This window comes from Salinivibrio costicola subsp. alcaliphilus (assembly GCF_001996185.1).
In the GTDB taxonomy this organism is placed as follows: Bacteria; Pseudomonadota; Gammaproteobacteria; order Enterobacterales; family Vibrionaceae; genus Salinivibrio; species Salinivibrio costicola.
The window spans coordinates 20,084-42,546 of the sequence record NZ_MUFR01000032.1 but is presented as its reverse complement, the minus strand read 5'-3'; the positions used below and the strand labels follow the sequence as shown (position 1 = coordinate 42,546).

Genomic DNA, 22,463 nt, shown 5'->3' with positions numbered 1-22,463 from the left:
CTTGTCTTCGCGTGTCATGATATCGCTCCGATAGTGAAGGAGCCATATCAATATCAGGTCATCGTGGTTATCTGAATGTGGGGAGAAATGGCCGCTTACTCAAAAACGCACCGCTTCCACGGCGGTAAATCTACCGATACATCTACTCCGCTGTTTTGAAAGATGGCATTGAGGACATCAATGTCATAGCCTTCGATATTCTCGCCTTTTTTATAGTGAAAAGGTGGCCAATTCGCCCCATCACCACACACTTTAAGCGATGAGGTATCGAGTGCCATCGCTGGTCCTGATAATAAGCTGCCGGCTAAGGCCGTAGCAGAGAGTAACGCAATCTTCATAGTCAACTCCTTGAGGGATAACTCACCTCTAAGTATCGTCGACATTGTTAAAAATGCGAACGCGATTAGTCAGTCTTCTGCGATTTAGGATGCAGTAATACAGTTTCGCCAGCCTTTAGCCCTTTTCGCACTCGGCCCTCTTCGGTCAGTACCACCAAGCGTCTTATAATTTGGTTGTCTTCAACCACGTTCACATAGTCAAGTTGACCAATTTGGTAACGCGCGTTAGCAGGAACCGATAAAATAGAGCTCGCCTTTTGTGACACCGTCACTTTAACAAACATACCAGGTAGTCGTGCCTGATCGTCACCGTCTGTGACAGGCAAAGTCAAAGCAACGCGATAGCTACGTGACGTCGCATCGGCGGCCGGCGTGATCGTGCGTATCGTTCCGGTCAGTGTTTTTTCATAAGTTGGCAAGCGTAGATGAAGCGTGTCTCCAATAGTCACAAAAGGCAGTGAAGACTCGGCGATGTTCACTTGTGCCTCCATACTGTCTGGGTTGTACAACGTCAGCATCGCTGCACCCGGCGTCGCCGTATCCCCTTGATTGATAATTTTTTCGGTGATCAGTCCAGTAAATGGCGCGCGCACTAGACTAAATCCGAACTGGGTTTCGGCCTCATCCACTGCCGCGATCGCCCGGCGGTATTCAGAGCGCGCGGTATTTAAGCGGTTCTCGGCATCATCGAATTGTGATTGCGGCACGAGCTTTTTCGCTAATAAGGTTTCCATCCGGCGATAATCGCTGCGCGCAGTATTCAGTTGTGACTGTGCTGAGGCCAGTGCTTGTTGCACTTGGCGCACTTTAGCACTGAGATCGGCGTTGTCTAGGCGGATCAGTATATCGCCTTGCTCCACGCGATCGCCAACATCGACCAGGACATCGGCAACCGTTGCCGTCATTCGCGCCGCCAATGTTGCGTTTTGCCGCGCCACCAGCTGCCCTGAAAAAGTTCGGGTTTGCGGCTGCTCAATCGCGGTAAGCGTCAAGGTGTTATGATCGTCCGCTCCTTGCGAAGAGCTAGCCTTTGAGGTCACCTTTTCAGTAAAGACCCCAGCCATACCAAGAAATAGCACTAACAATCCAGTGCCCAGCACGACGGCCTGTAATCCTTTTTTCTTATTCATGCCTCGTCTCCTTCTGCCGGTAAGCCATGGGTAGGATGATTTTGATACGCTAAGTTGTACACCACAGGCACAACCAGCAAGGTAAAGACGGTTGATGCCGCAATCCCGAAAATAATGGCCCATGCGAGACCATTAAAAATGGGGTCGAGGGTAATAATCACATTCCCTAATAAGGTGGTACCGGCGGTCAGCAAAATCGGCCGCATACGTACCGCTCCCGCTTGTATTAAGGCTTCACTAAGTTCCATACCGCGCGCCAATGATTGCTGAATAAATTCAATCAATACCAGGGAGTTACGCACCACGATGCCGGCCAATGCAATCATGCCTATCATCGCGGTAGCGGTGAAAAGTGCTGGGTTTGGATAGCCGTTAATGTCGCCACTTAAGCCATTAAGCAACCAAAAACCGGGCATGATGCCGATTACCGTGAGGGGAATTGCCAGCATAATCATCCCAGACACCGCCGGTAAGCCGGTTTGGATTAGCATCACGATAAAGACGCCTAACAAAGCGGCGCCGTAAGCTATACCAAGGTCACGGAAGACATCAATGGTGATCTTCCACTCTCCCTCGCCGCTCCAAACAACATTAATATCGTCACGCACCTGCCAACCATCACCAGCACCATTGTCGAAGTAACTACGCGCTGCAAGCGGCCGTGATGTATCCGTTTTTGGCTGATTAAAGTCAGCGATCACATCAGCGACCACCTCCCCAGGTACACGTCCAATTGGCTCGGCATAGACATATACCACAGGCTGAAGATTTTTATGATAAATCGGTTGGTCCACCGGTTGTCGCTCAAAATGCCCCAACTCGCTTAATGCCACCAGCGGTTGCGGTGCATCGACCAAAGCGCCTTGCACCGATTGTTTTGCGACACCGGCACGGCCTCGTATATGAAGCGCTAATAAGGTATCCAGTTTATCGCGTGCATCCGGGGCTAAACGCAGCGTGACCGGTAAGGGATCGATTTCATCAGCATCCGCCAGGTGAGCCAACGTGACGCCTTGATTGGCCGCGCGCAATGCCTGGTTAATATCAGTGATAGCAACGCCAGACAATGCCGCTTTTTCTTGATCGACCACAAACTGCCAGCGCGATAGCGGTCCTTGAATACTGGTACTGACTTCCGAGACTAACGCTTCTCGCTCCAATCGCGCCGCAACCTGTTGGGCTTGCGCTTGAATATCTGCATAAGGCGTACTCGGTGCACCATAGACTTCTGCGACAAGGGTCGCCAGTACAGGTGGGCCGGGAGGCATTTCCACCAGTTGTATGTCGGCATTATGTTTGGCTGCGATCGATTCCAGATCATCACGCAAACGGGTCACTAAACCATGTGATTGTAATTCTCGCCGCTGCTTATCCACCAAGACGACGCGCAATTCGCCCTGATAGGGGGCATTTCGCGCAAAATAATGACGCACCATGCCATTAAAATCCATCGGTGATGCAAGCCCCGCAAACCCCGACACAGAGACAACTTCCGCTTGCTGCTGAAGATAAGTGTTCATCTCACGTAATGCATTCGAGGTCTCGACATAACTGGCGGTTTCCGGCAAATCCAACACCACCTGAAATTCGTTTTTGTTGTCATAGGGTAAGAGTTTAAGCGGCACGAGACGTAGCGCCGGTAACATCGCCGCTACCACAAACAGCCCCCCTACTACCATAAGAAACCTTTTCGCACGGCGATTATTTTTTAACAGCGGGAGTAATAATCGACGATAGCCCCGATAAAGTGGTGTCGTTTCCAAGCGATAGTCATCACCCTTATTCGAGGCACGAACAATTTTTTTCGCCAGCCAAGGCGTGACTAAAAACGCCACCAAGGTACTGATCACCACACTCACAGGCACATTAAATGCCAGTGGCGCCATGTAAGGTCCCATCATCCCGGTAATAAAAAACATCGGAGTAAACACAATAACAATCGCCACCGTCGACATGATCAGTGCCCGTTTGATTTCCAGCATCGCCAGTACAATGGTGCGACCCCGCGGCTTATTATCATGGGTCAGGTGACGTTCAATATTATCGATACTGGCTATTGGGTCGTCGACAATCAGGCCCAACGCCAAAATCAGAGCAAACAAGGTGACACGATTGATGGAATACCCAAAAGCGAGATCAAGCCCCAGTGCCGCGCCATAGCTAATCGGAATCGCGATGGCCACGACCAAGGCACTGCGCCAGTTTAAAAACAGCCCCACAAACACCACCACGGTCAGCACGGCAATACCTAAGCTCGAGACTAAATTATTGACTTTAGCATCAGCGGTTTGACCATAGTTGCGAATAATCTCAACCTCTACGCCCTCCGGGAACTGGGTATTCGCTAAACGATCGAGGGTGCGCGTTACATCGTCGGCAACCGTCACCGCGTTCGAGCCTTTTTGCTTGGCGACCGAGATAAATACAGCGGGATGCGGTTTGGTCTGTTGTTGCGATTGAATCCAAGTATCGGTGCTGGCCTCAGTGGGACCATCACTTAACGTGGCGACATCTTGTAAGTACACAGGCTTGCCATTCACAACCGCGACAACCAACTGGCGAATATCGTCACGGCTTTGATACCACTGTCCGGTTTCAAGGACATACCGCTGGCCTTGATGCTGAATATCACCGGCGTTACGTTTTTGATGACTCAGTGAAAACGCACGGGTTAAATCGGCCACACTGATTTGATAACTTGCCATTGCCGCCGGATCGAAAGCCACTAACACCTGGCGTGGCATACCCCCGACAACGTTAACCACATTGGTTTGGGGAAGGGCTTTTAAATCCAAGGTGGCTTGCTCAGCAATACGACGCAGCGCGTAATGATCGACACTATCTGGCTTATCGCTACGCAGCGCCGCCATCACAATAGGGACATCATCAATTTCAACCGGCTTAATCGCCCACTCGCTCACCGCGGCAGGGATCTCATCTTGGTTGGCGTACAGCTTGTTATATAGCTTGACCAGCGCTGATTCGCGATCTTCTCCGACATAAAAACGCACGGTCACACGCGCCGATCCGGTTTGTGTCGTGGAATAAACATACTCCACCCCGTCTATTTGACTGACTTTTTTCTCTAGCGGCTGCGTCACCTGCTTTGCCACTTGTTGCGCGCTTAAGCCCGGTGCTTGTATCAGCACATCTGCCATCGGCACCACAATTTGCGGATCTTCCTCTTTGGGTGTAAGCCACAGCGCGGCAGCCCCAACCAAAAGTGCCAACGCAATTAAAATAGGCGGAAAAAAACTGTTCATCACACGGGTAATAAACGGGCCTTGAGGTTGATCATCTCGCATAGCAGTTCCTTGTTGCTGTCGTCCGTGCGCATCCTTTACGGAATGGATATAACGTCTACATGCCTAGATATAACTTAGTTAACCATCGCCGTCTGATATGTTGGTAGCATCACAACAACGAGTAATAAATCAAGATTACGGGCAATAGATGCGTTGTAACGTGGCGATAATATCCGCGACGTTGGGATCTCGTAAGCGATAAAATACCTGCTGTGATGATTTACGTACGCTCACCAGTTGATGACGTTTGAGCACGCTTAAGTGTTGAGAAAACGCCGACTGACTGAGGCTCGAACCTTGTTGCAACTGTCCCACATGGGTTTCTCCAGCCAGTAGCTGACATAACACCACCAGGCGCTCAGGATGCGCCATTACCTTCAACAAGGTCGCCGCTTTCGATGCTTGTTGTCGCATTGCGCCAATGTCCATATCAGGCACATCATCTTTTTCATATAACCCTGTCTGAACCACCATGTTAGGCTCCTGTTGTAAGGACTTCATTAAGCTTAGCTCCCTTTATTATTTAGTCAACTCTAATTTAGACAGATTATCATTAGACTTTTCTAAACATAGCGACTACAGTGAAACTAACGCTGGATTCAATCCACATAACAGGACACGCACCCAAAGCAACCAACGTCAGTCGAGCGGTAGCTACGGTGCAATATCAATGCAAAGGAGTCTTACAATGACAATTGAAAATGCAGTTCGCGTGATCGCTGGCAGCATAGTGCTGCTTTCTGTGGTACTTACCCTCACCGTGCACAGCCAATTTGTTTGGCTTACTGTATTCGTGGGCGTAAACCTCATTCAAAGCGCGTTTACAGGGATTTGTCCGGCAGCCTTTTTCCTGAAAAAACTTGGATTACGTCACGCTTAACGGAGTCAAAATGACCAAGATAGTAATTATTGGAGGCGTCGCCGGTGGCGCTTCTGCTGCAGCTCGTGCACGCCGTCTGACCGAGGACGCTGAGATCATTATGTTCGAACGCGGGCCCTACGTTTCGTTCGCTAACTGTGGTTTGCCTTACCATATCGGTGGCGATATCACGGATCGCAGTAAGCTCTTGCTACAAACGCCAGATAGTTTTCGTGCGCGCTTTAATGTCGATGTGCGTATTAATAGCGCCGTCAGTAACATTGACCGCGAAAACAAAACCGTTACGGTCACTCGGGCCGATGGCAGCACCTATCAAGAGAGCTACGACAAATTACTATTAAGCCCTGGCGCGGCGCCAATTATGCCGCCGATTCCTGGCTTAGATAACCCACTCACACATTCTTTGCGCAACATCCCGGACATGGATGCAATTTTGCACACCATCGAGATGAACAATCCTAGTCACGCAACCGTCGTCGGCGGAGGCTTTATTGGTCTCGAGATGATGGAAGCACTCCATCAGCGTGGCATTGAAACCACCCTTTTAGAAATGGCCGATCAGGTGATGACGCCGGTTGACCGCGAAATGGCAGGCTTTGCCCATCAGAGCATTCGTGATCATGGCATTGATTTACGCCTGGGGACGGCCTTGGCGTCGGCCGAATACATTCCAACCACGCATGTGGCCAGTGATGACGCCGGTGAACCCAGTGAACCGCAACACTTAGAAGGTTCACTGAGCCTCACGCTAAATAATGGTGACACGCTACACACTGAATTGTTGATCATGGCTGTCGGCGTAAAACCTGAAGTCACCCTAGCACAACAGGCCGGCCTGGCGATTGGTGAAAAAGGCGGGATCGTGGTCAACAGCACCATGCAGACCCAAGACCCAGATATTTATGCGGTCGGGGATGCCGTCGAAGAAATCGACTTTGTCACTCACAAGCCGACGCTGGTACCACTGGCTGGACCGGCTAACCGTCAAGGGCGCATGGCCGCTGACAACATGCTAGGAAGCACTGAGCATTATCTTGGCACCCAAGGCACCGCCATTTGTAAGATTTTCGATCTGGCCGTTGCCTCTGTGGGCCAAAATGAGAAGCAACTTAAACAGGCCAACATTGATTACCAAAAAGTCTATGTTCACGCGGCAAGTCATGCGGGTTACTACCCGGGCGCAGAAATTGTCTCGTTTAAAATGTTATTTGCACCCGACACGGGTGCTATTTTAGGCGCACAAGCGGTAGGCAAAGATGGCATTGATAAACGCATTGATGTCATGGCGGTTGCACAGCGTGCTGGGATGACGGTTGAGCAACTGCAGCATTTGGAGCTGACCTATGCCCCACCGTATGGCAGTGCTAAAGATGTGATCAACCAAGCCGCGTTTGTAGCAACTAACCTGATCAAAGGTGACGCAAAAGCGGTTCATTATCACGATTTAGCGACCCTAGGTGATGACCAAGTGCTTCTGGATGTGCGCAATGCCCCCGAACGCGAAAACGGTGAGTATATCGAAGGCGATATCCATATTCCGGTTGACGAACTGCGCGGGCGCATTCATGAGCTTCCCAAAGACAAAGAAATTTTGATTTACTGCCAAGTCGGCTTGCGCGGCAACGTCGCCTATCGCCAGTTAGTCAATCATGGCTTTAGAGCCCGTAATTTACTAGGCGGCTATCGCACTTACAAGTTTGCCACAGCTTAAACGCGAATCATTGCCAGTCAAAAGCGCGAGCCAATGCTCGCGCTTTTTGTTTATTGGAAAACCCGCCCAACTTGGCTTATACATATTAAGTACCGTCATGGTTTGTTAGTTTTGTCAATAATTAAGATACTAACTTAGAGTTCACACCTTTTGCCTCAATACTTTAAAGGTCACTAACGGAGAGAATTGATATGCTAGGCCGTTCTAACTCTCATTTACAAGCGCTTGAGCAAGCCATCATTGCGATCGTTACGATTGATCATCGTAATAATGTTACCTTTTTTAATAAAGCGGCAGAGAGTATCTGGGGATACACTGCCAAAGAAGTATTGGGTCAGAATGTGGCCATGCTGATCCCCACCGAATTACAAGCCAACCACGACAGCTACGTTAACCGACACAGATCTGGGGGAGAAGATCGCATCGTCGGGCGTTCTCGTGAAGTGCAGCTCAGACGAAAAGACGGCTCATTGACTTGGGTGCAACTGTCTTTATCCAAGATACGCGTCTCTGGCAAAATTCATTACACGGCATTTGTTCGTGATGTTACCGCTGAACGAGATGCGCGAGAGATGGTGACCCAAACCCTCGAACAAGCGCTTGATGCTGTGGTGTGTATTGATGAAAACAATTGTATTACCTTTTATAACAAAGCGGCCGAGCAGCTGTGGGGATAGAGGCCGCTCGTGCCGGTGAGCTCGGACGCGGCTTTGCGGTGGTCGCCGATGAGGTTCGCCAGTTGGCTCAAGTCTCTCACCAATCGAGCAAACAAATTAGCGAGTTGGTAGAAAGTACGGTTCAAAGCATTGATGAGCTTGCGGTTTTATTGAACGACATTGAAAGCTAGAGCGTCAATAAGCGCGAGATAAAAACACTCGCGCTTTTTCTTTTTATACGTTGGCCAAAGTCATGACCATTAAACCGACTGGACTATAGCCAACTGCTCTAAAGGCGCTGGATGTCCAAGATAAAAACCCTGCGCGTATTCACAATCGAGCTGTTTTAGTAACGCTAGTTGCGCACGCGTTTCTATACCTTCAGCTACAACATGAATACCCAAACCTTTAGCAATCCCGATAATGCCGGCAGTAATCGCTTTAGCACGGTGGTCTTTTTCCATCGCCTGGATAAAACTACGATCAATCTTAATTTCATCCACGTTGATCCGGTTAAAAATACCCAACGAGGTATAGCCGACACCAAAATCATCGATCGAAAAGGTAACGCCATGGCGTTTAAGTGTATCAACAACCCGCGCGCACTCAATAATGTCATCTAATGCGGCAGTTTCTGTGATCTCCAGGCAAAGATAACGAGCGAATTCAGGGTTGGCCTGCAAATAGGTATCGATACGTGCTATCGCGTCCACACTGTTAAATTCAACCGCGGAGATATTGACCGATACCCGTTTAACCATATTGCCTAGCAGCTGACTTTCATTCAGTTGTTTGGCGGCTTTTTCTAACACCAGTGCCGTTAAATCCTCGCAAAAATGCTGCTCTTCAGCTAGGGGAATGAACACACTCGGGGGTATATTGCCATATTGATCGTGTGTCCATCTTGCCAACACCTCTAGGCCGGTTAACTCTCCAGAAGACAAGCGATACTGTGGCTGAAAAACAATATCAATCTGCTTATCATCAATGGCTTGGCGAAGATCGTAGACAAGATTTTGCCGCTTTTTAGCCTCTTCTGTCAGATAGATATCATGATATGCAACGGCATTTTTATGCTTCTTCGCTTCGTTCAATGCGCGTGTCGCCGCTGTCATTAAAGCCGTGGTGTCTTCGCCATCCGAGTCAAACACCGCCACGCCTACCGAACAGGTAATGTCTCTATCGTATCGTTGCAAAAACTGGTTACACTGACGATGTAACTTGTCAATGTATGGCGTCATTTCGCAAACATCGGACAACGTCAACAAACATGCAAATCTATCGGCGTGAACTCTCGAGGTTAGGTTTTCAGGCACGGTGGGCGTATCTATTTTACGCGCCACCCCCATCAGCAGTTGATTGGTGCGATCAAAGCCCAGCTTATTGGTTACCGACGTGTAGTTATCAATGTCGAGTACAAACAACATATAGCACGACTCAGCATTAGCACGCTGCAGTAATGTATCAGCGCGACGAATGAATACGGAGGGACTATGAAGCCCGGTAACCGTATCGATGTCACTCGCTCGCTCTAAATCACGATTATTTTTCTGTGCTAACCCCCAAAGTAACACTGAGGTAATAACGACAAACAGGTGCCCCTTGAACGACTGTGCCCAAGTATACATTTCAAGATTATCGGACAGCACGTTAACCAATTTATCGGAAAACAGTATCCACAACGAAGCAAAAAAGAAGTAAGTTAATGCTAATTTTAGTGCGTAGTACGTTGTTTTCTTCATTAAAAGCCTTTTATCTCTTAACACTGCTCAGTTGTTCCTCTTTGACACCTACGGCTGTGATATTCGTCGAGTATAGCAGCTCTATCGCTTCACAGCTTCAAGCTATTGAATCAAATAAGTATAATTTGCCCAGTGTTGCTCAGATAACCAAAATGCAGAGAGCGTAACCTACCGACTCTATGATTGCACCTTCGGTTTTTACTGACTAAGACGGTGCGTATTGCTCAGTCTAGCTTAAATTAGATTGGAGCAACGATTAACACAGGTCAACACGTCCAACAAGCAAATAAAACACCCAACCCTAAATTAGTATTGACTTATAAATGTGTTCAAGTATGCTGCCCTTCTCCTTTAGCCATAACGTTTTTTGACTCACTGAGAGGAAAATCATGACGTTTCAAATCCCATGGGATGCCTTGTTTGGTGGCATGCTGGTTGGCACTGCCTGTCTCGCACTTTTAGCACTCAATGGCCGTATTGCCGGGATCAGCGGTATTGTGTCAGGCGCGTTATCATCACACGGCCGTGAAGCTCAATGGCGAGGTCTGTTTTTGCTGGGTATGGTCAGTGCGGGGGTCTTCATGCCATTTATCGGTTTCGAACTACCCAACTACACAAGCCTTGCGCCTGCACTCACACCTATGGTTGCCGTACTCGCGGGGTTGCTGGTCGGGATAGGCACTAAATTAGGTAACGGCTGTACCAGTGGTCATGGCATTTGTGGCATGGGTCGCTTATCGAAACGGTCAATCGTGGCAACGCTCACTTTTATGGGTGCTGCCTTTGTCACTGTTTTTGTTCGTTTACACTTTTAAGGACGTTTATCGCTTATGTTTCGCCTTGTTGCTCTACTCTCAGGCTTTATCTTCGGTGTGGGTATGATGGTGTCAGGCATGGTCAATCCCGCGAAGGTGATTGGCTTTCTGGATGTATTCGGCCAGTGGGATCCCAGCCTTGCGTTTGTGATGGGCGGTGCGCTGTTGGTCTTTGTTCCCGGCTACTTTTTGGGCGTACGTCGGCAGAAAAACCCCGTACTGGCCGATCAATTTTGTCTACCCAAGACGCAAACGCTTGATAAAAAACTCATCGGCGGCGCATTACTCTTTGGCACCGGCTGGGGACTCGCCGGACTTTGCCCAGGACCGGCGATCACGGCTATTGGCTCCGGCGCACTACCGATCGGTCTATTTGTGATTAGCATGCTAGTGGGAATGCGGCTTGTACAAGTGTTCAATGCCAGCTCAAACCGCGCTCTCGCGACAGAAAGTTAACAAACAACGAGTAAAAAAGAGCAGGCGGCGCAATCGCCGCCTGCTCACGATTTATCCTATTACGACGAGAACAATCCCGACGATAAATAGCGATCGCCGCGATCGCAAATAATGGCCACCACCACAGAGCCGGGTTCAGCTTTGGCAACTTGCAGTGCCGCATATACGGCCCCGCCAGAGCTCACACCCGCACAAATCCCCTCTTCTCGCGCTAATGCTCGCGCCGTTTCTTTGGCGTCTTGCTCAGAAATATCCATCACCACATCGATATGCTCATCGGTATAAATACCCGGTAAATACTCAGCCGGCCAGCGCCGGATCCCAGGGATGGCACTGCCCTCTGTCGGCTGTAAGCCAATGGTTTTTATCGCGGGGTTTTGCGTTTTTAGGTACTTTGATGTGCCCACAATCGTGCCTGTAGTGCCCATGCTGGCAATAAAGTGGGTGATTTTTTGTTGGCTTTGCTGCCAAATTTCAGGTCCTGTACCAGTCACATGAGCCTGAAAATTATCCGGATTATTGAACTGATCCAACACTTTACCCTTGCCCTGTGATTGCATGGATAACGCCAAATCACGCGCACCTTCCATACCCGACGCTTGAGAGACGAGAATCAACTCACTGCCATAGGCACGCATCGCATCTTTGCGCTCCTGGGTAGCATTTTCAGGCATGATTAAAATCAGGCGATAGCCTTTAATCGCCGCCGCCATTGCCAGCGCTATCCCGGTGTTGCCACTGGTCGCTTCAATCAAGGTATCGCCCGGTTGGATATCTCCCCGCGCTTCAGCCTGCACAATCATGTTCAGCGCGGGCCTATCTTTGACTGAACCGGCCGGGTTATTGCCTTCAAGTTTAACCAAAACAGTACTCCCCGTATCAGCGCCTAGACGCTGCAAGCGTATCAAGGGTGTTTGTCCTACGTAGTCTTCAAGCGTTGGGAAATCAGTCACGTCTCTTACCTCTGCCTATCTTTTTCACTGGCGTCATGCCGTGGGGCACTGTCTATAAACGCCATGTTACAAGGGTTTATCACTGGCACGCAGATAAATTGTCACTAACATATACAAAATGGTTATAGTAAAACTGTTTTTTATTCCTAATGATTGCTTTTATTCTGTGACTTATAGCTACTTCTTTTGTTGAACAAGCATCAACCGGTCATTAAGGAACATTACAATGAAGGTATTCAAAACGCTGGCTCTCTCGGCCCTACTTGCCACCAGCAGCGCACAAGTATTCGCCGCTGAACAAACACTGTTGAACTCTTCTTATGATATAGCAAGGGAGCTTTTTGCCGACTACAACCCACTATTCGCAGAGCACTGGCAAGAAAAAACCGGCGACTCCGTAACGATTAAGCAATCCCATGGCGGTTCATCGGCGCAAGCGCGCGCAATTATGCAAGGGCTGCAAGCGGATGTCGTCACCTTTAACCAAGTCACTGATGTGCAGGTACTGCACGATCGTGGCAAACTGATCGATGCCAATTGGAAAGACAACTTCCCCAATAGCAGCTCGCCCTATTATTCCACCACCGCCTTTTTGGTGCGTAAGGGCAATCCCAAAAATATTGAAAACTGGGACGACCTTGCCAAAGACGATGTCGCATCGGTCTTTCCTAACCCAAAAACCTCAGGCAATGCGCGCTATACCTATTTAGCCGCGCTCGGTTATGCGCAAAAAACGTTTGGCAAAGACAACACTGAACAGCAAGATGCGTTTTTGAAGCAGTTACTCGCCAATGTGGCCGTATTTGATACCGGCGGCCGTGGCGCAACCACCTCATTTGTTGAACGTGGCATTGGCGATGTCTTAGTCACCTTCGAATCAGAGGTAAATAACATCCGCCAACAATATGGCAGTGATGATTACGATATCGTTGTGCCTAAAACCTCGATCCTGGCTGAATTCCCTGTTGCCGTGGTAAAGCGAAATGCTAAACGCAATGGCACTACTGAACTGGCGACAGAGTATTTGTCTTATCTTTACAGTGAAAAAGCGCAGCGCTTACTGGCTAACTTTAATTACCGCGTTCATCACCAAGCCGTCGCAGACGAGTATGCCGATCGCTTCCCTCAGGTTGAATTACTGACGGTAGAAGAGATTTCAGGTAGCTGGGACAAGGCGATGAAAACCCACTTTGCTAGTGGCGGAAAGCTAGACCAGCTCCAGCGCCGTTAATTTCTATTACGACTTAAATCGAGACGTTATGCCATCGTTATCGCATCAACGCCAATCTATGCCACGGGGAGTGCGTCATCAGCGCGTACTCCCAGGGTTTGGTATCAGTCTGGGCGTATCGCTATTGTTTATTAGCCTGATTTTACTACTGCCAGCCAGTGGTTTAATCATGCAAACCAGTCAAATGACTTGGCAAGAATATTGGTTTGCCATCTCAGACCCACGTATTGTCGCCAGTTATAAAGTCACGGCCGGCGCGGCGCTTATCGCTTCCTTATTTAATGGTGCGATTGGACTGCTCTTTGCGTGGGTGTTGGTGCGTTACGATTTTACGGGTAAACGCTTTATTGACGCGTTGGTGGATTTGCCTTTCGCACTGCCCACCGCAGTCGCCGGTGTCACCCTCGCTACCTTGTATGCCGATAATGGCTGGATAGGTAGCGTGCTCGCGAACCTCGGTATACAAGTGGCTTATACGCCGATAGGCGTTATGATTGCGATGATGTTTACCAGCTTGCCGTTTGTCGTGCGCACCGTACAGCCCGTACTGGAAGAAATTTCTCAAGAGGAAGAAGAAGCTGGCACCTTATTAGGCGCAAGCGATTTTGCCGTGTTTTGGCGCGTTATCCTGCCGACCATCAAACCCGCTTTATTCGTGGGTATCGCCTTATCTTTTACGCGCAGTCTTGGCGAATTTGGGGCCGTGATTTTTATTGCAGGCAATACGCCTTACGTCAGCGAGATCACCTCCTTGATGATTTTTGTCCGTTTGCAAGAGTTTAATTTCCCAGCGGCAAGTGCGATTGCCTCAGTGATTTTGATGGCATCATTGTCGTTACTGTTTGCGATCAACCTATGGCAAGGCCGCTACTTAAAACGTATTCACGGTCGCTAAGGATAGCTTTATGACTCCCCACACTGCCCGAATCGGTGATTCTGTTTGGATCAAACGTAGTTTGATTGGCTTAATGCTGATACTGGTTGCGCTCGTGTTGGTGCTTCCCTTATTGAGCATTTTTTCTATTGCATTTTCTGACGGTATTGGTACCTATTTTGAGCACCTTCTTGCCCCCGATACACGCCATGCGATTGGGTTAACGCTATTGGTTGCCGTTATCACGGTGCCGGTTAACTTAGTGTTTGGTGTCATGCTCGCATGGGCGGTAACTCGGTTTCAGTTCCCAGGCCGAAAACTGGTCACCACCTTGATTGATATTCCCTTCGCGGTATCACCTGTGGTCGCTGGTCTACTCTATTTGCTGCTGTACGGTAGTAACGGCTGGCTAGGCGCGTGGTTGTTTGAGCATGATTTACAAGTGATGTTTGCACTGCCTGGCATTGTTTTAGTCACCATTTTTGTCACCTGCCCCTTTGTTGCTCGCGAGCTTATTCCGCTGATGCAACAGCAAGGACACGCCGAAGAAGAAGCGGCGGTGATTTTAGGGGCGTCTTGGTGGCAACTGTTTCGACGCGTCACCTTACCGAACATCAAGTGGGCCCTGATATACGGGGTGATCTTGACCAATGCCCGGGCCATCGGTGAGTTTGGCGCGGTGGCAGTGGTGTCAGGTAGCATTCGTGGCCAAACCAATACTTTACCTTTGCAAGTGCAGCTTCTGTATGAAGACTATCAAACCCAAGCCGCGTTCGCTTGTGCCTCTTTGCTTGCCTTTATGGCATTGGTAACGTTGGCGCTCAAAGCCTTAGTGGAGTGGCGTCAGCAACGCGCACAGACAAACGTAACGCCGCTTGATGAGCACAGCGCGTCAACGCCAGCCCAATTTATCCCACAAACGACCCAGAGTGAGCAGTAACATAATGCAAATTCAATTAGACAATATCACCAAACACTTTGGCCAGTTTCAGGCACTTTCGCCGCTATCTCTCACCATAGAAAAGGGTGAAATGATGGGGTTACTTGGACCATCAGGTTCGGGAAAAACCACGTTACTGCGGATTATTGCGGGGTTAGAAAACAGCAATAGTGGCCAAATCCATTTTGGCGAACGCGATGTCACCCAGGTGCATGTTCGCGATCGACGCGTTGGCTTTGTCTTTCAAAACTACGCTTTGTTTAAACACATGACAGTCGCTGAAAACATTGCGTTCGGCTTACAAGTCATGCCGCGGCGCGAGCGCCCTTCAGCGGCCGCCATCACTCAACGAGTTAACGAGCTGCTCGAGGTGGTCCAGCTTGGTCATCTTCGCCAGCGTTATCCCGAACAATTATCGGGCGGACAAAAACAACGTATCGCTCTGGCACGTGCACTCGCGACGCAACCAGAAATTTTACTTTTGGATGAACCGTTTGGGGCATTAGATGCGCAAGTACGTAAAGAACTACGACAATGGTTACGACGCCTACATGATGAAATGGCATTCACTAGCGTGTTCGTCACTCACGATCAAGATGAAGCGCTGGAGCTATCCGATCGGGTGGTGGTGATGAGTAACGGGCAAATTGAACAAGTCGATAGCCCGGTTGATCTGTATGCTTCGCCGAAGAGTCGATTTGTGTTTGATTTTTTGGGGAACGTGAATGTCTTTTCCGGCCAATTTCAGCAAGGGGTATGGAAAAATGGTAACGCCTTTATCGAACCCGCCCTCAATGCGCAGACCAAACAATCCGGCGATTTGTATGTACGCAGCCATGAACTGACCATCACCGATAAACCGAACAGCCAGGTATCGCTGCCCATGCGCGTGGTATCAGTCAACCCTGTCGGCGCCGAGGTACGCGTATCACTGGCACCACAAGGTTGGGAAAGTGATCAATTGTGGGAGGCCACCCTAACTCATCATGCTTGGCAAGCCGCATCGTATCAAAAGGGCGATACCGTTTATGCCATGCCACATATTGGGTATTTCTTTAACCATGACGATACAGCCCCCCACCGGCTGCAATGGCCATTTTTGGCGGCAGATAGCTTGGTGTATGATATTTAATAATATAAAAAGGGATTTTTCGCATAGTCGAAGATAAATAGAACATCTGCGAACTTATGATCAGAAAACGCGGGTTCAATTACCCGCGTTTAAACATAAACAGTAACAGTATTATCTATAAAGCACTAGCTCTTAAGGTTACTGCCTCGCGTTTCTATTACTTTTTGGTACCAATAATACGACGCCTTCTTTTTCCTGGCTAAACCATTATCATGGTCAACATAGATGAACCCGTATTGCTTTTTAAACCCGTTGAGCCAGCTCAATAAATCAATTGCCGACCATGCGTAATAGCCTTTGACATTCACACCAAGCTCTATCGCTTTTTTTACAGCCACCAAGTGATCATTAATAAAATTAATCCTTGGAATGTCGCAGACCTCACCATCTATAATAGGGTCTTCATCCCCTAAACCATTTTCAGTAATATATATTCTGATATCACCATAGTACTCTTTTAGTAGCTGTAGACCACTCACAAAGCCATCAGGTGATATTTCCCATCCCCATTTTGTATATCGCTTATCATCCATCGCGACCGTTCGGTATACACCGTCAAAGCTCGGATTACCGGGGGCTCCTGTCGCGTTCTCTCGCGTCGGCTCAACAACATCGCCTGGCATATGTATTCTTTCTACCCGCATGGGCTGGTAGTAGTTTAATCCAATAAAGTCATTGAGTGGTGCAGCAATTATTAAACTTTCTCTATCATCTGCCGTTATTTTGGGTTGGATACCTTGGGTTTCGAGCCACGCCATCACATAGTCTGGGTACTCTCCCTTCAAAATAGGGTCATAAAACCAATTAAGGTTAAACTGATTAGCGTGCATGGCTGCAAATAGGTTATCTTCACTATTATCAATTGAAAACGCGGGTGTGAAGACATGGCTCAAGCCTATTTCTCCATATTGTTTACGCTTTTTATATGCGATTACAGCTTTAGCATGCGCAGTAAAAACATGATGCGTCGCTTGAAAATACTTTTCTGGCGCATTATGAATACCCGGAGGATGCGCACCCGCAAGATATCCGTGCCCACAAAAAATAACGGTTTCATTGAATGTAATAAAATGTTTGACACGATCACCAAAGCTCTCAAAACAAACGTTTGCATAGTTCAAAAAAGCATCGATTGTTTTTCTATTTAACCACCCTCCGTCTTTTTCCAAACAGAGAGGAAGGTCCCAGTGATAGAGCGTTACAAAAGGAACTATTCCATATTTTAAACACTCATCAATGATATTGTTATAAAACTCAATACCTTTAGGATTTATAGCGCCTACACCATCAGGAATAATTCTTGCCCAAGAAATAGAGAAACGATAAGACTCAAGCCCCATCTCAGCCATTAACTTAATATCTTCTTTGTAACGATGATAGTGATCAATCGCCACTTCACCCGTTGTTCCTTCAAAGGTTTTTCCCGGGATTTTTACAAACTCATCCCAGTTAGTCGGCCCTTTACCGTCGACATCCGTTGCCCCTTCGATTTGATAAGAAGCCGTCGCGGCGCCAAAAAGAAAATCATGTGCAAATTTCATAAAAACATCTTTTTATACTAGAGGCTTAGTCGAATCGCGCACAAATAACTCACCCACAACAATCTCTGGTCTTATAGTTACTTGATCCTCGATAAGTTGTTGGGCAACTTCCATCGCTCTTTCCGTAATACGTTCGATAGGAATATCAACTGTCGTAAGCTGTGGTACAACAAACTCAGTCATTTTTTCATTATCGATACTCACGATTGATACATCTGAAGGTACATCAATGCCTTTCTCTCGACAGGCACGTAAAATACCAATAGCAATATCATCACTCGCTGCGACAATGGCACTGAAACGCCAATTGTTGGGAATTTGTTCCAGCGCTTGTTCATAGGCTGCTTTTACATCAAAGCCACACACCAAATGCTGTGTTTCCACAGAAAAGGGCTGCTTCTCAGTAATCGCTTTAAAAGCCTCTAACCGAACTTGGGTCGTCCTTGTTGTTGGACAAGGCCCAAAATACGCAATGTGTCGATGACCAATGCTCATAAGATGGGTCGCCGCCGATTCTATCGCGCGCTTTTGATCAAATGCAATTGAATAACCTGCCGATTCTGGAAGCTCTTGCCCAACGTGAATCAAAGGCGTGGATATTTCATGATTAAGCTCGATAAGTTGTTGCGCCGTCAGCTGACGGCTGTAAAGCACAATCACATCACACTTTTGTTCAACCAGGGAGCTCACTGCTTGTAATTCAAACTCAGCTTGGTTTTTTCCATCCGCAATAATCAGCTGCTTGCCCATTCTAGTAGCACTGGCAGATGCTTGCTTTAATAAACTACCAAAGTAGCTGCCATCAAAGTCCGATAGCACTAGGCCAATACTGTTGCCGCTACTCGCAGCTAATGTTTGAGCCAAGCTACTGGGTCGATAGTTCAATTGTTCAATAGCTGCTTCAACTTTTACTCGGGTACTCTCTTTGACCTGTCCAGTCTTATTGATAACACGAGACACTGTCGCCTTAGATACACCGGCAGCCTTGCAAACATCTTTAATCGTGGCCATTCGTACCTCTAAAGGTGAGAGGGAGTTTCCCTCGAAACTACAAACTTTCGGATTTTCAGTATTGTAACATTAATTACACAGAATCCAGTTTGCGATGGATAGCAATTAATTCTTCAACCAATTCTCTGGCTAACATGCTGGTCATAATATGATCCTGGGCATGCACCATCACCAAATTCACGGGCACCTTTCCTTCGCCCTGATCGAGCCCAATCAGCTGAGTCTGTACATCATGTGCTTGCTTCGAGGCGACAGACGACTGAGACAGGTATTCGTCAACCGCGTTCCAGTCACTCGCTTTCGCGGCTCTCAACGCCTCCATTGCGAAAGACTTTGCTGAGCCTGCATTGATGATGAGCTCCATCACCGTTGATTCTTGGTCAAAATCTGCTAGTGGTGTCATTAGTTTTCCTCCCCTTGGGCTTCTTGTGCTAAAAGCTGTTTTTCATAAACTTTAAAAAATGGATAATAGATGGCGGTTGCGACAAGCATGAGGACAACAACTAATATAGAAGAGCTAATTGCCCAACCTGCTGCCCATGCCGCGCCAACCGGAGCAGGTGCAGTCCAAGGCACCACTGAAATCACAGCACCTACAATTCCCGTTTTGACACAAAAGTACGCAATCGTGGCGTTAACCAGTGGGGCTGTAATAAACGGAATAAAGAAGGTGGGATTCATAATCAAAGGGGTGCCAAATATCACAGGCTCATTGATATTGAAGAGCGAAGGTACAACACTGATTTTCCCGATTGTCTTTAGGTGAGCAGCACGGCTACGCATAAACAAAAAGACCAGGCCTAATGTCGCACCAGAGCCGCCAAGCACGATAAAGAAACTCCAAAAACCCTCTACAAATACATGAGGAATTTGAGCACCAGCAGCAAGCGCAGTTTGATTGGCAGACAGGTTGGTGAGCCAAAAAGCTTGCAACATACCGCCGACAATAGCAGCACCATGAATGCCTGCAAACCACAATACATGTGTAAGTAGCACGGCCAAAAGAATAGCTGGCAACGAGTCAGCAGCACTGACCAGAGGTTTGAATGCCGTCATGATAGCTTCAGGGATGATCATGCCGGTCTGACTTTCAATATATAAATTGAGAGGATATATAGTCAGTACAACCAGTAGTATCGGAATCAACAAATCAAAAGACTGTTTGATTTTACCAGGCACTTGCTCAGGCATTTTGATGCCTATGTTTTTCCTTTGGAGGAAATACATCAGCTCTGTACTATAAAGAGACACAAGAATTGCCGTAAAAATACCTGTACCGCCTAAATATCCCGCAGGCAGTCCTCCTTCAGTCAGTGGCGCAGCTACCAATAGGAAGGACATCAACGACAGCATCGCTGGCATGAATGGCTCCATACTGTAACTTTGCGCCAAGTTATAAGAGATGGCGGCGGTGATATAGACAGACATAATGCCCATCGTCATATTAAATGGTGTGAGTAGTTGCCCTTGATATTGCTCAGCAAGCTGCAACCATACTTGAGCAATGGCCCAGTTTGAATCCGCTGCAAACGGAGGGAAGGCAAATATGAGTAGAAATGAGCCCACAATCATAAATGGCATCGCAGAGATAAATCCATCTCTCATCGCCATAATATGGCGCTGAGACGCTGCCTTACCGGCAACAGGCGTTACTCTATTCTCAATAAACCCAAACACATTATCCGTTAATGTCGTCATTATGAGCCCCCTAACCTAGCTCTACTAACGTATCATTGAGGATTTTTTCACCATTCATCATTCCATAATCCATGGAGTTAATGACTTTTACTTTTTTGTCTTGTTTAGCTGCGCTTGCGGAAAAATCTGCCTCTTTATATTTCACTTGCGGTCCCAGTAAGCAGATATCGAACTTGGGAAGCATATTTTCAAACTCATCCAAACCAACTGCTTGAATATCAGCTTCTATGCCTTGGCTCTTCGCCGCCTGTTCCATTTTCTTGACCACCATGCTGGTTGACATTCCCGCTGCACAACAAAGAAGAATTTTTACCATTTTCATACCTCTTGACATTCAAGTTACTTAACCAATAGCCCTAATCTATCCAAAAAAGAAACCGGTTTCAGTAACCGGTTTCAAAGTTGAAGACGAGGATCACAGAAACCGGTTACATCAAGTGAGTCATTGTGGTTTTGATCACATTGCCGGGAGGCTCTGTATGGGTTGAACGAAGAATTCGGAACGGGTAGATATAGGGAGAGAGGATAAGGTAAAACAACTATGCACTGACGCTATACATTAAACCGATAGCGCCGCGGTTTCGGTTATTTCTAGGCATAAGTAACGCACGAATTCTGGGTTCAATTGTAAGTAATAATCAATACGCTGAATCGCACTCTTTCGGTTATACTCAACCGCAGAAATATTCACCGACACACGCTGAATGACATTTCCCAACAGACCACTATGTGTAACTACTTGGCGGCTTTTTCGAGTACAAGCGCCGTTAGGTCTTCGCAAGAAGACTTGCTTTTCTGCGAGAGGAATAAATGTACCAGATTGCACCACCATAGGTTTTCTGGGTCCATCTCGCCAAAACTTCTAAGCCAGTTAGCTAGCCCGACGCCAAGCGATATTGCGGTTGAAAGACAATCTCAACCTCTTTGTTATTGATTTCGACTCCGAGTACGGAAACGAGGACCTACACTTTTGAGCTTGTTCGGTTAAATGAATATCATGATAAATTAAGGTGTCTTTGCGTTTTTTAGTCTCATTAAGAGCGATCATAGCTGCAGTCATCAAGGTGATGGCATCCAAGGCGAGCTCGCGAATATTTTTTTAACCAAAGAAGAATCGGTTTAACGATCACTTCTGGCTGTGGTCATATAGGCCGATTCTAAAATGGTTCGGGATGGATACCGTGGACATCGATACATGTAAAGACTACTTCAGCGCCGTTGATGATAATCGCTAGAGTGCCAAGATAACCTACCCGCTATTCGGCCTGCTTTTTTCCTCATTATGCGCGGTTATTTCGAGGTCGAGAGGATGGTACGAGATTCAAGAATACATCCCTAAACACCTTCTCTAATGAAAGCGCTAAAATAGCTTAAAACAGGATCAAATACAGAATATTCGCATTTGCATTCGACCCTTGTCACTTCAGATTAGTTACTGACACGAACCACAACAGAAGTTTTTACCGTGCTCTGACGCTGCTGCCTGTTTTTCAGTAAAAAGTATGTTGTTCTCCAGGTGAATATGCTCGTGCAAATCATCCTGTAACTCTTTTAAACCATTGTACAGAGCTGTCCAAGTACCACATGCGCCTTCCGGTAGTGTCAGATTGTTGGTTAACCGATTAATTTTCACCAACTCGGCTTCGTGCTGCACGTGTTCTTCTTCCATGACAGAAATAGGACCACTTGGATACACACCGCGCGACAGCATTGGGAAAAGAATTTGTTCTTCTTTCATCATATGACTTTCCAATTCCTGCAACATAGCGTCCAGATGCTCCGCTAAACCGCGTGGTGCGAGTTCGTGGTCACCATGCACGTCTTCCACTTTCATTGCCAGTTGCTTAAGTTCTGGTAATTGCTCACGATGGCGTTGATGGAAACGTAAATAAATGTGCTCGATTAATTCCTGCGCTGTTGCTTGTTGCCATTTGGCTTCGCTATCCGCCAACCTTTGCTGTAAATCACTCATGCTAAACTCCTTAACTTAATCCGCAACTCCAGGAACTACTCCCGGATGAAACATGAATTCCTAAGTAACAGTGCAACA

At 47.6% G+C, this 22,463-nt stretch carries 22 protein-coding genes and 2 pseudogenes; 11 read left to right on the top strand and 13 right to left on the bottom strand.

Annotated features, from left to right (window positions below; genetic code table 11):
* Nucleotides 1-95: 95 nt before the first annotated feature.
* The 4 genes from BZJ21_RS11415 to BZJ21_RS11400 all read right to left on the bottom strand — a co-directional run bounded on the left by BZJ21_RS11415 (nucleotide 96) and on the right by BZJ21_RS11400 (nucleotide 5,202).
* Nucleotides 96-338, bottom strand: coding sequence for a transporter substrate-binding domain-containing protein (locus BZJ21_RS11415; RefSeq protein WP_077669838.1), 243 nt, complete (start codon nucleotides 336-338; stop codon nucleotides 96-98).
* Nucleotides 339-403: 65 nt separating this feature from the next.
* Entirely contained in the window at nucleotides 404-1,468 is a 1,065-nt protein-coding gene (locus BZJ21_RS11410) for an efflux RND transporter periplasmic adaptor subunit (RefSeq protein ID WP_077669837.1), read from the bottom strand.
* Entirely contained in the window at nucleotides 1,465-4,773 is a 3,309-nt protein-coding gene (locus BZJ21_RS11405; protein ID WP_077669836.1) for an efflux RND transporter permease subunit, read from the bottom strand. Before BZJ21_RS11405 ends, BZJ21_RS11410 begins: the two co-directional genes overlap by 4 nt.
* A 135-nt stretch (nucleotides 4,774-4,908) precedes the next feature.
* A complete protein-coding gene (locus BZJ21_RS11400; protein ID WP_101494582.1) occupies nucleotides 4,909-5,202 on the bottom strand; it encodes an ArsR/SmtB family transcription factor in 294 nt (97 codons plus the stop codon).
* A 259-nt stretch (nucleotides 5,203-5,461) separates the two neighbouring features.
* Here BZJ21_RS11400 and BZJ21_RS11395 point away from each other — a divergent pair, with 259 nt between their 5' ends.
* From BZJ21_RS11395 to BZJ21_RS11380, 4 genes and pseudogenes are all read left to right on the top strand, one after another.
* A complete protein-coding gene (locus BZJ21_RS11395) occupies nucleotides 5,462-5,653 on the top strand; it encodes a YgaP family membrane protein (protein WP_077460700.1) in 192 nt (63 codons plus the stop codon).
* Between the two features lie 10 nt (nucleotides 5,654-5,663).
* Entirely contained in the window at nucleotides 5,664-7,364 is a 1,701-nt protein-coding gene (locus tag BZJ21_RS11390) for an FAD-dependent oxidoreductase (RefSeq protein WP_077669835.1), read from the top strand.
* Nucleotides 7,365-7,555: 191 nt separating this feature from the next.
* Complete coding sequence (locus BZJ21_RS11385; protein ID WP_077669834.1) at nucleotides 7,556-8,041, top strand: PAS domain S-box protein; 486 nt, start codon at nucleotides 7,556-7,558, stop codon at nucleotides 8,039-8,041.
* A pseudogene (locus BZJ21_RS11380) lies at nucleotides 8,038-8,151 on the top strand (methyl-accepting chemotaxis protein); the annotation flags it as partial. The gene BZJ21_RS11385 and the pseudogene BZJ21_RS11380, both read left to right, overlap by 4 nt.
* Nucleotides 8,152-8,280: 129 nt before the next feature.
* Here the strand turns inward: BZJ21_RS11380 and BZJ21_RS11375 are convergent.
* Complete coding sequence (locus BZJ21_RS11375; RefSeq protein WP_077669832.1) at nucleotides 8,281-9,762, bottom strand: putative bifunctional diguanylate cyclase/phosphodiesterase; 1,482 nt, start codon at nucleotides 9,760-9,762, stop codon at nucleotides 8,281-8,283.
* A 389-nt stretch (nucleotides 9,763-10,151) separates the two neighbouring features.
* Between BZJ21_RS11375 and BZJ21_RS11370 the strand changes: the two genes are divergently transcribed.
* The gene (locus BZJ21_RS11370) at nucleotides 10,152-10,577 is read left to right on the top strand and encodes a YeeE/YedE family protein (RefSeq protein ID WP_077661452.1); all 426 of its coding nucleotides are present in this window, start codon (nucleotides 10,152-10,154) and stop codon (nucleotides 10,575-10,577) included.
* Between the two features lie 15 nt (nucleotides 10,578-10,592).
* Nucleotides 10,593-11,033 carry a YeeE/YedE family protein gene (locus tag BZJ21_RS11365; protein WP_021023587.1) on the top strand — a complete coding sequence of 147 codons (441 nt, stop codon included), beginning with the start codon at nucleotides 10,593-10,595 and terminating at the stop codon, nucleotides 11,031-11,033.
* A 59-nt stretch (nucleotides 11,034-11,092) separates the two neighbouring features.
* On the opposite strand, the gene cysM is transcribed toward BZJ21_RS11365, so the two are convergent.
* Entirely contained in the window at nucleotides 11,093-11,986 is an 894-nt protein-coding gene (gene cysM, locus BZJ21_RS11360; RefSeq protein ID WP_077669831.1) for a cysteine synthase CysM, read from the bottom strand.
* Nucleotides 11,987-12,212: 226 nt separating this feature from the next.
* Here cysM and cysP point away from each other — a divergent pair, with 226 nt between their 5' ends.
* The 4 genes from cysP to BZJ21_RS11340 are packed head-to-tail and all read left to right on the top strand — an operon-like array spanning nucleotide 12,213 to nucleotide 16,163.
* Complete coding sequence (gene cysP / locus BZJ21_RS11355) at nucleotides 12,213-13,217, top strand: thiosulfate ABC transporter substrate-binding protein CysP (RefSeq protein ID WP_077460693.1); 1,005 nt, start codon at nucleotides 12,213-12,215, stop codon at nucleotides 13,215-13,217.
* Between the two features lie 58 nt (nucleotides 13,218-13,275).
* Complete coding sequence (cysT, locus tag BZJ21_RS11350; protein ID WP_101494581.1) at nucleotides 13,276-14,112, top strand: sulfate ABC transporter permease subunit CysT; 837 nt, start codon at nucleotides 13,276-13,278, stop codon at nucleotides 14,110-14,112.
* A gap of 10 nt (nucleotides 14,113-14,122) precedes the next feature.
* On the top strand, nucleotides 14,123-15,031 hold the full coding sequence (gene cysW, locus BZJ21_RS11345) for a sulfate ABC transporter permease subunit CysW (RefSeq protein ID WP_021023591.1): 909 nt from the start codon (nucleotides 14,123-14,125) through the stop codon (nucleotides 15,029-15,031).
* Between the two features lie 4 nt (nucleotides 15,032-15,035).
* Nucleotides 15,036-16,163, top strand: a complete 1,128-nt coding sequence (locus tag BZJ21_RS11340) for a sulfate/molybdate ABC transporter ATP-binding protein (protein WP_077669829.1) — start codon at nucleotides 15,036-15,038, stop codon at nucleotides 16,161-16,163.
* 125 nt (nucleotides 16,164-16,288) lie between these two features.
* Here BZJ21_RS11340 and BZJ21_RS11335 read toward each other — a convergent pair whose 3' ends face one another.
* From BZJ21_RS11335 to BZJ21_RS11310, 6 genes are all read right to left on the bottom strand, one after another.
* On the bottom strand, nucleotides 16,289-17,704 hold the full coding sequence (locus BZJ21_RS11335) for a glycoside hydrolase family 1 protein (protein WP_077661456.1): 1,416 nt from the start codon (nucleotides 17,702-17,704) through the stop codon (nucleotides 16,289-16,291).
* 12 nt (nucleotides 17,705-17,716) lie between these two features.
* The gene (locus tag BZJ21_RS11330; protein WP_021022534.1) at nucleotides 17,717-18,715 is read right to left on the bottom strand and encodes a LacI family DNA-binding transcriptional regulator; all 999 of its coding nucleotides are present in this window, start codon (nucleotides 18,713-18,715) and stop codon (nucleotides 17,717-17,719) included.
* A 73-nt stretch (nucleotides 18,716-18,788) separates the two neighbouring features.
* On the bottom strand, nucleotides 18,789-19,118 hold the full coding sequence (locus BZJ21_RS11325; protein ID WP_077661458.1) for a PTS lactose/cellobiose transporter subunit IIA: 330 nt from the start codon (nucleotides 19,116-19,118) through the stop codon (nucleotides 18,789-18,791).
* Nucleotides 19,118-20,413, bottom strand: coding sequence for a PTS sugar transporter subunit IIC (locus BZJ21_RS11320; RefSeq protein WP_077669828.1), 1,296 nt, complete (start codon nucleotides 20,411-20,413; stop codon nucleotides 19,118-19,120). The genes BZJ21_RS11325 and BZJ21_RS11320 overlap by 1 nt, the downstream gene beginning before the upstream one ends.
* Before the next feature lie 10 nt (nucleotides 20,414-20,423).
* Complete coding sequence (locus tag BZJ21_RS11315) at nucleotides 20,424-20,729, bottom strand: PTS sugar transporter subunit IIB (RefSeq protein WP_021022536.1); 306 nt, start codon at nucleotides 20,727-20,729, stop codon at nucleotides 20,424-20,426.
* Nucleotides 20,730-20,972: 243 nt separating this feature from the next.
* Complete coding sequence (locus BZJ21_RS11310) at nucleotides 20,973-21,245, bottom strand: hypothetical protein (protein WP_077669827.1); 273 nt, start codon at nucleotides 21,243-21,245, stop codon at nucleotides 20,973-20,975.
* A 340-nt stretch (nucleotides 21,246-21,585) separates the two neighbouring features.
* Between BZJ21_RS11310 and BZJ21_RS16675 the strand changes: the two are divergent.
* Nucleotides 21,586-21,756: pseudogene (locus tag BZJ21_RS16675) on the top strand (transposase family protein); the annotation flags it as partial.
* Between the two features lie 89 nt (nucleotides 21,757-21,845).
* Here BZJ21_RS16675 and BZJ21_RS11305 read toward each other — a convergent pair.
* Nucleotides 21,846-22,385: a hemerythrin domain-containing protein gene (locus BZJ21_RS11305; protein ID WP_069363067.1), complete on the bottom strand. Its 540-nt coding sequence runs from the start codon at nucleotides 22,383-22,385 to the stop codon at nucleotides 21,846-21,848.
* Nucleotides 22,386-22,463: the final 78 nt, after the last annotated feature.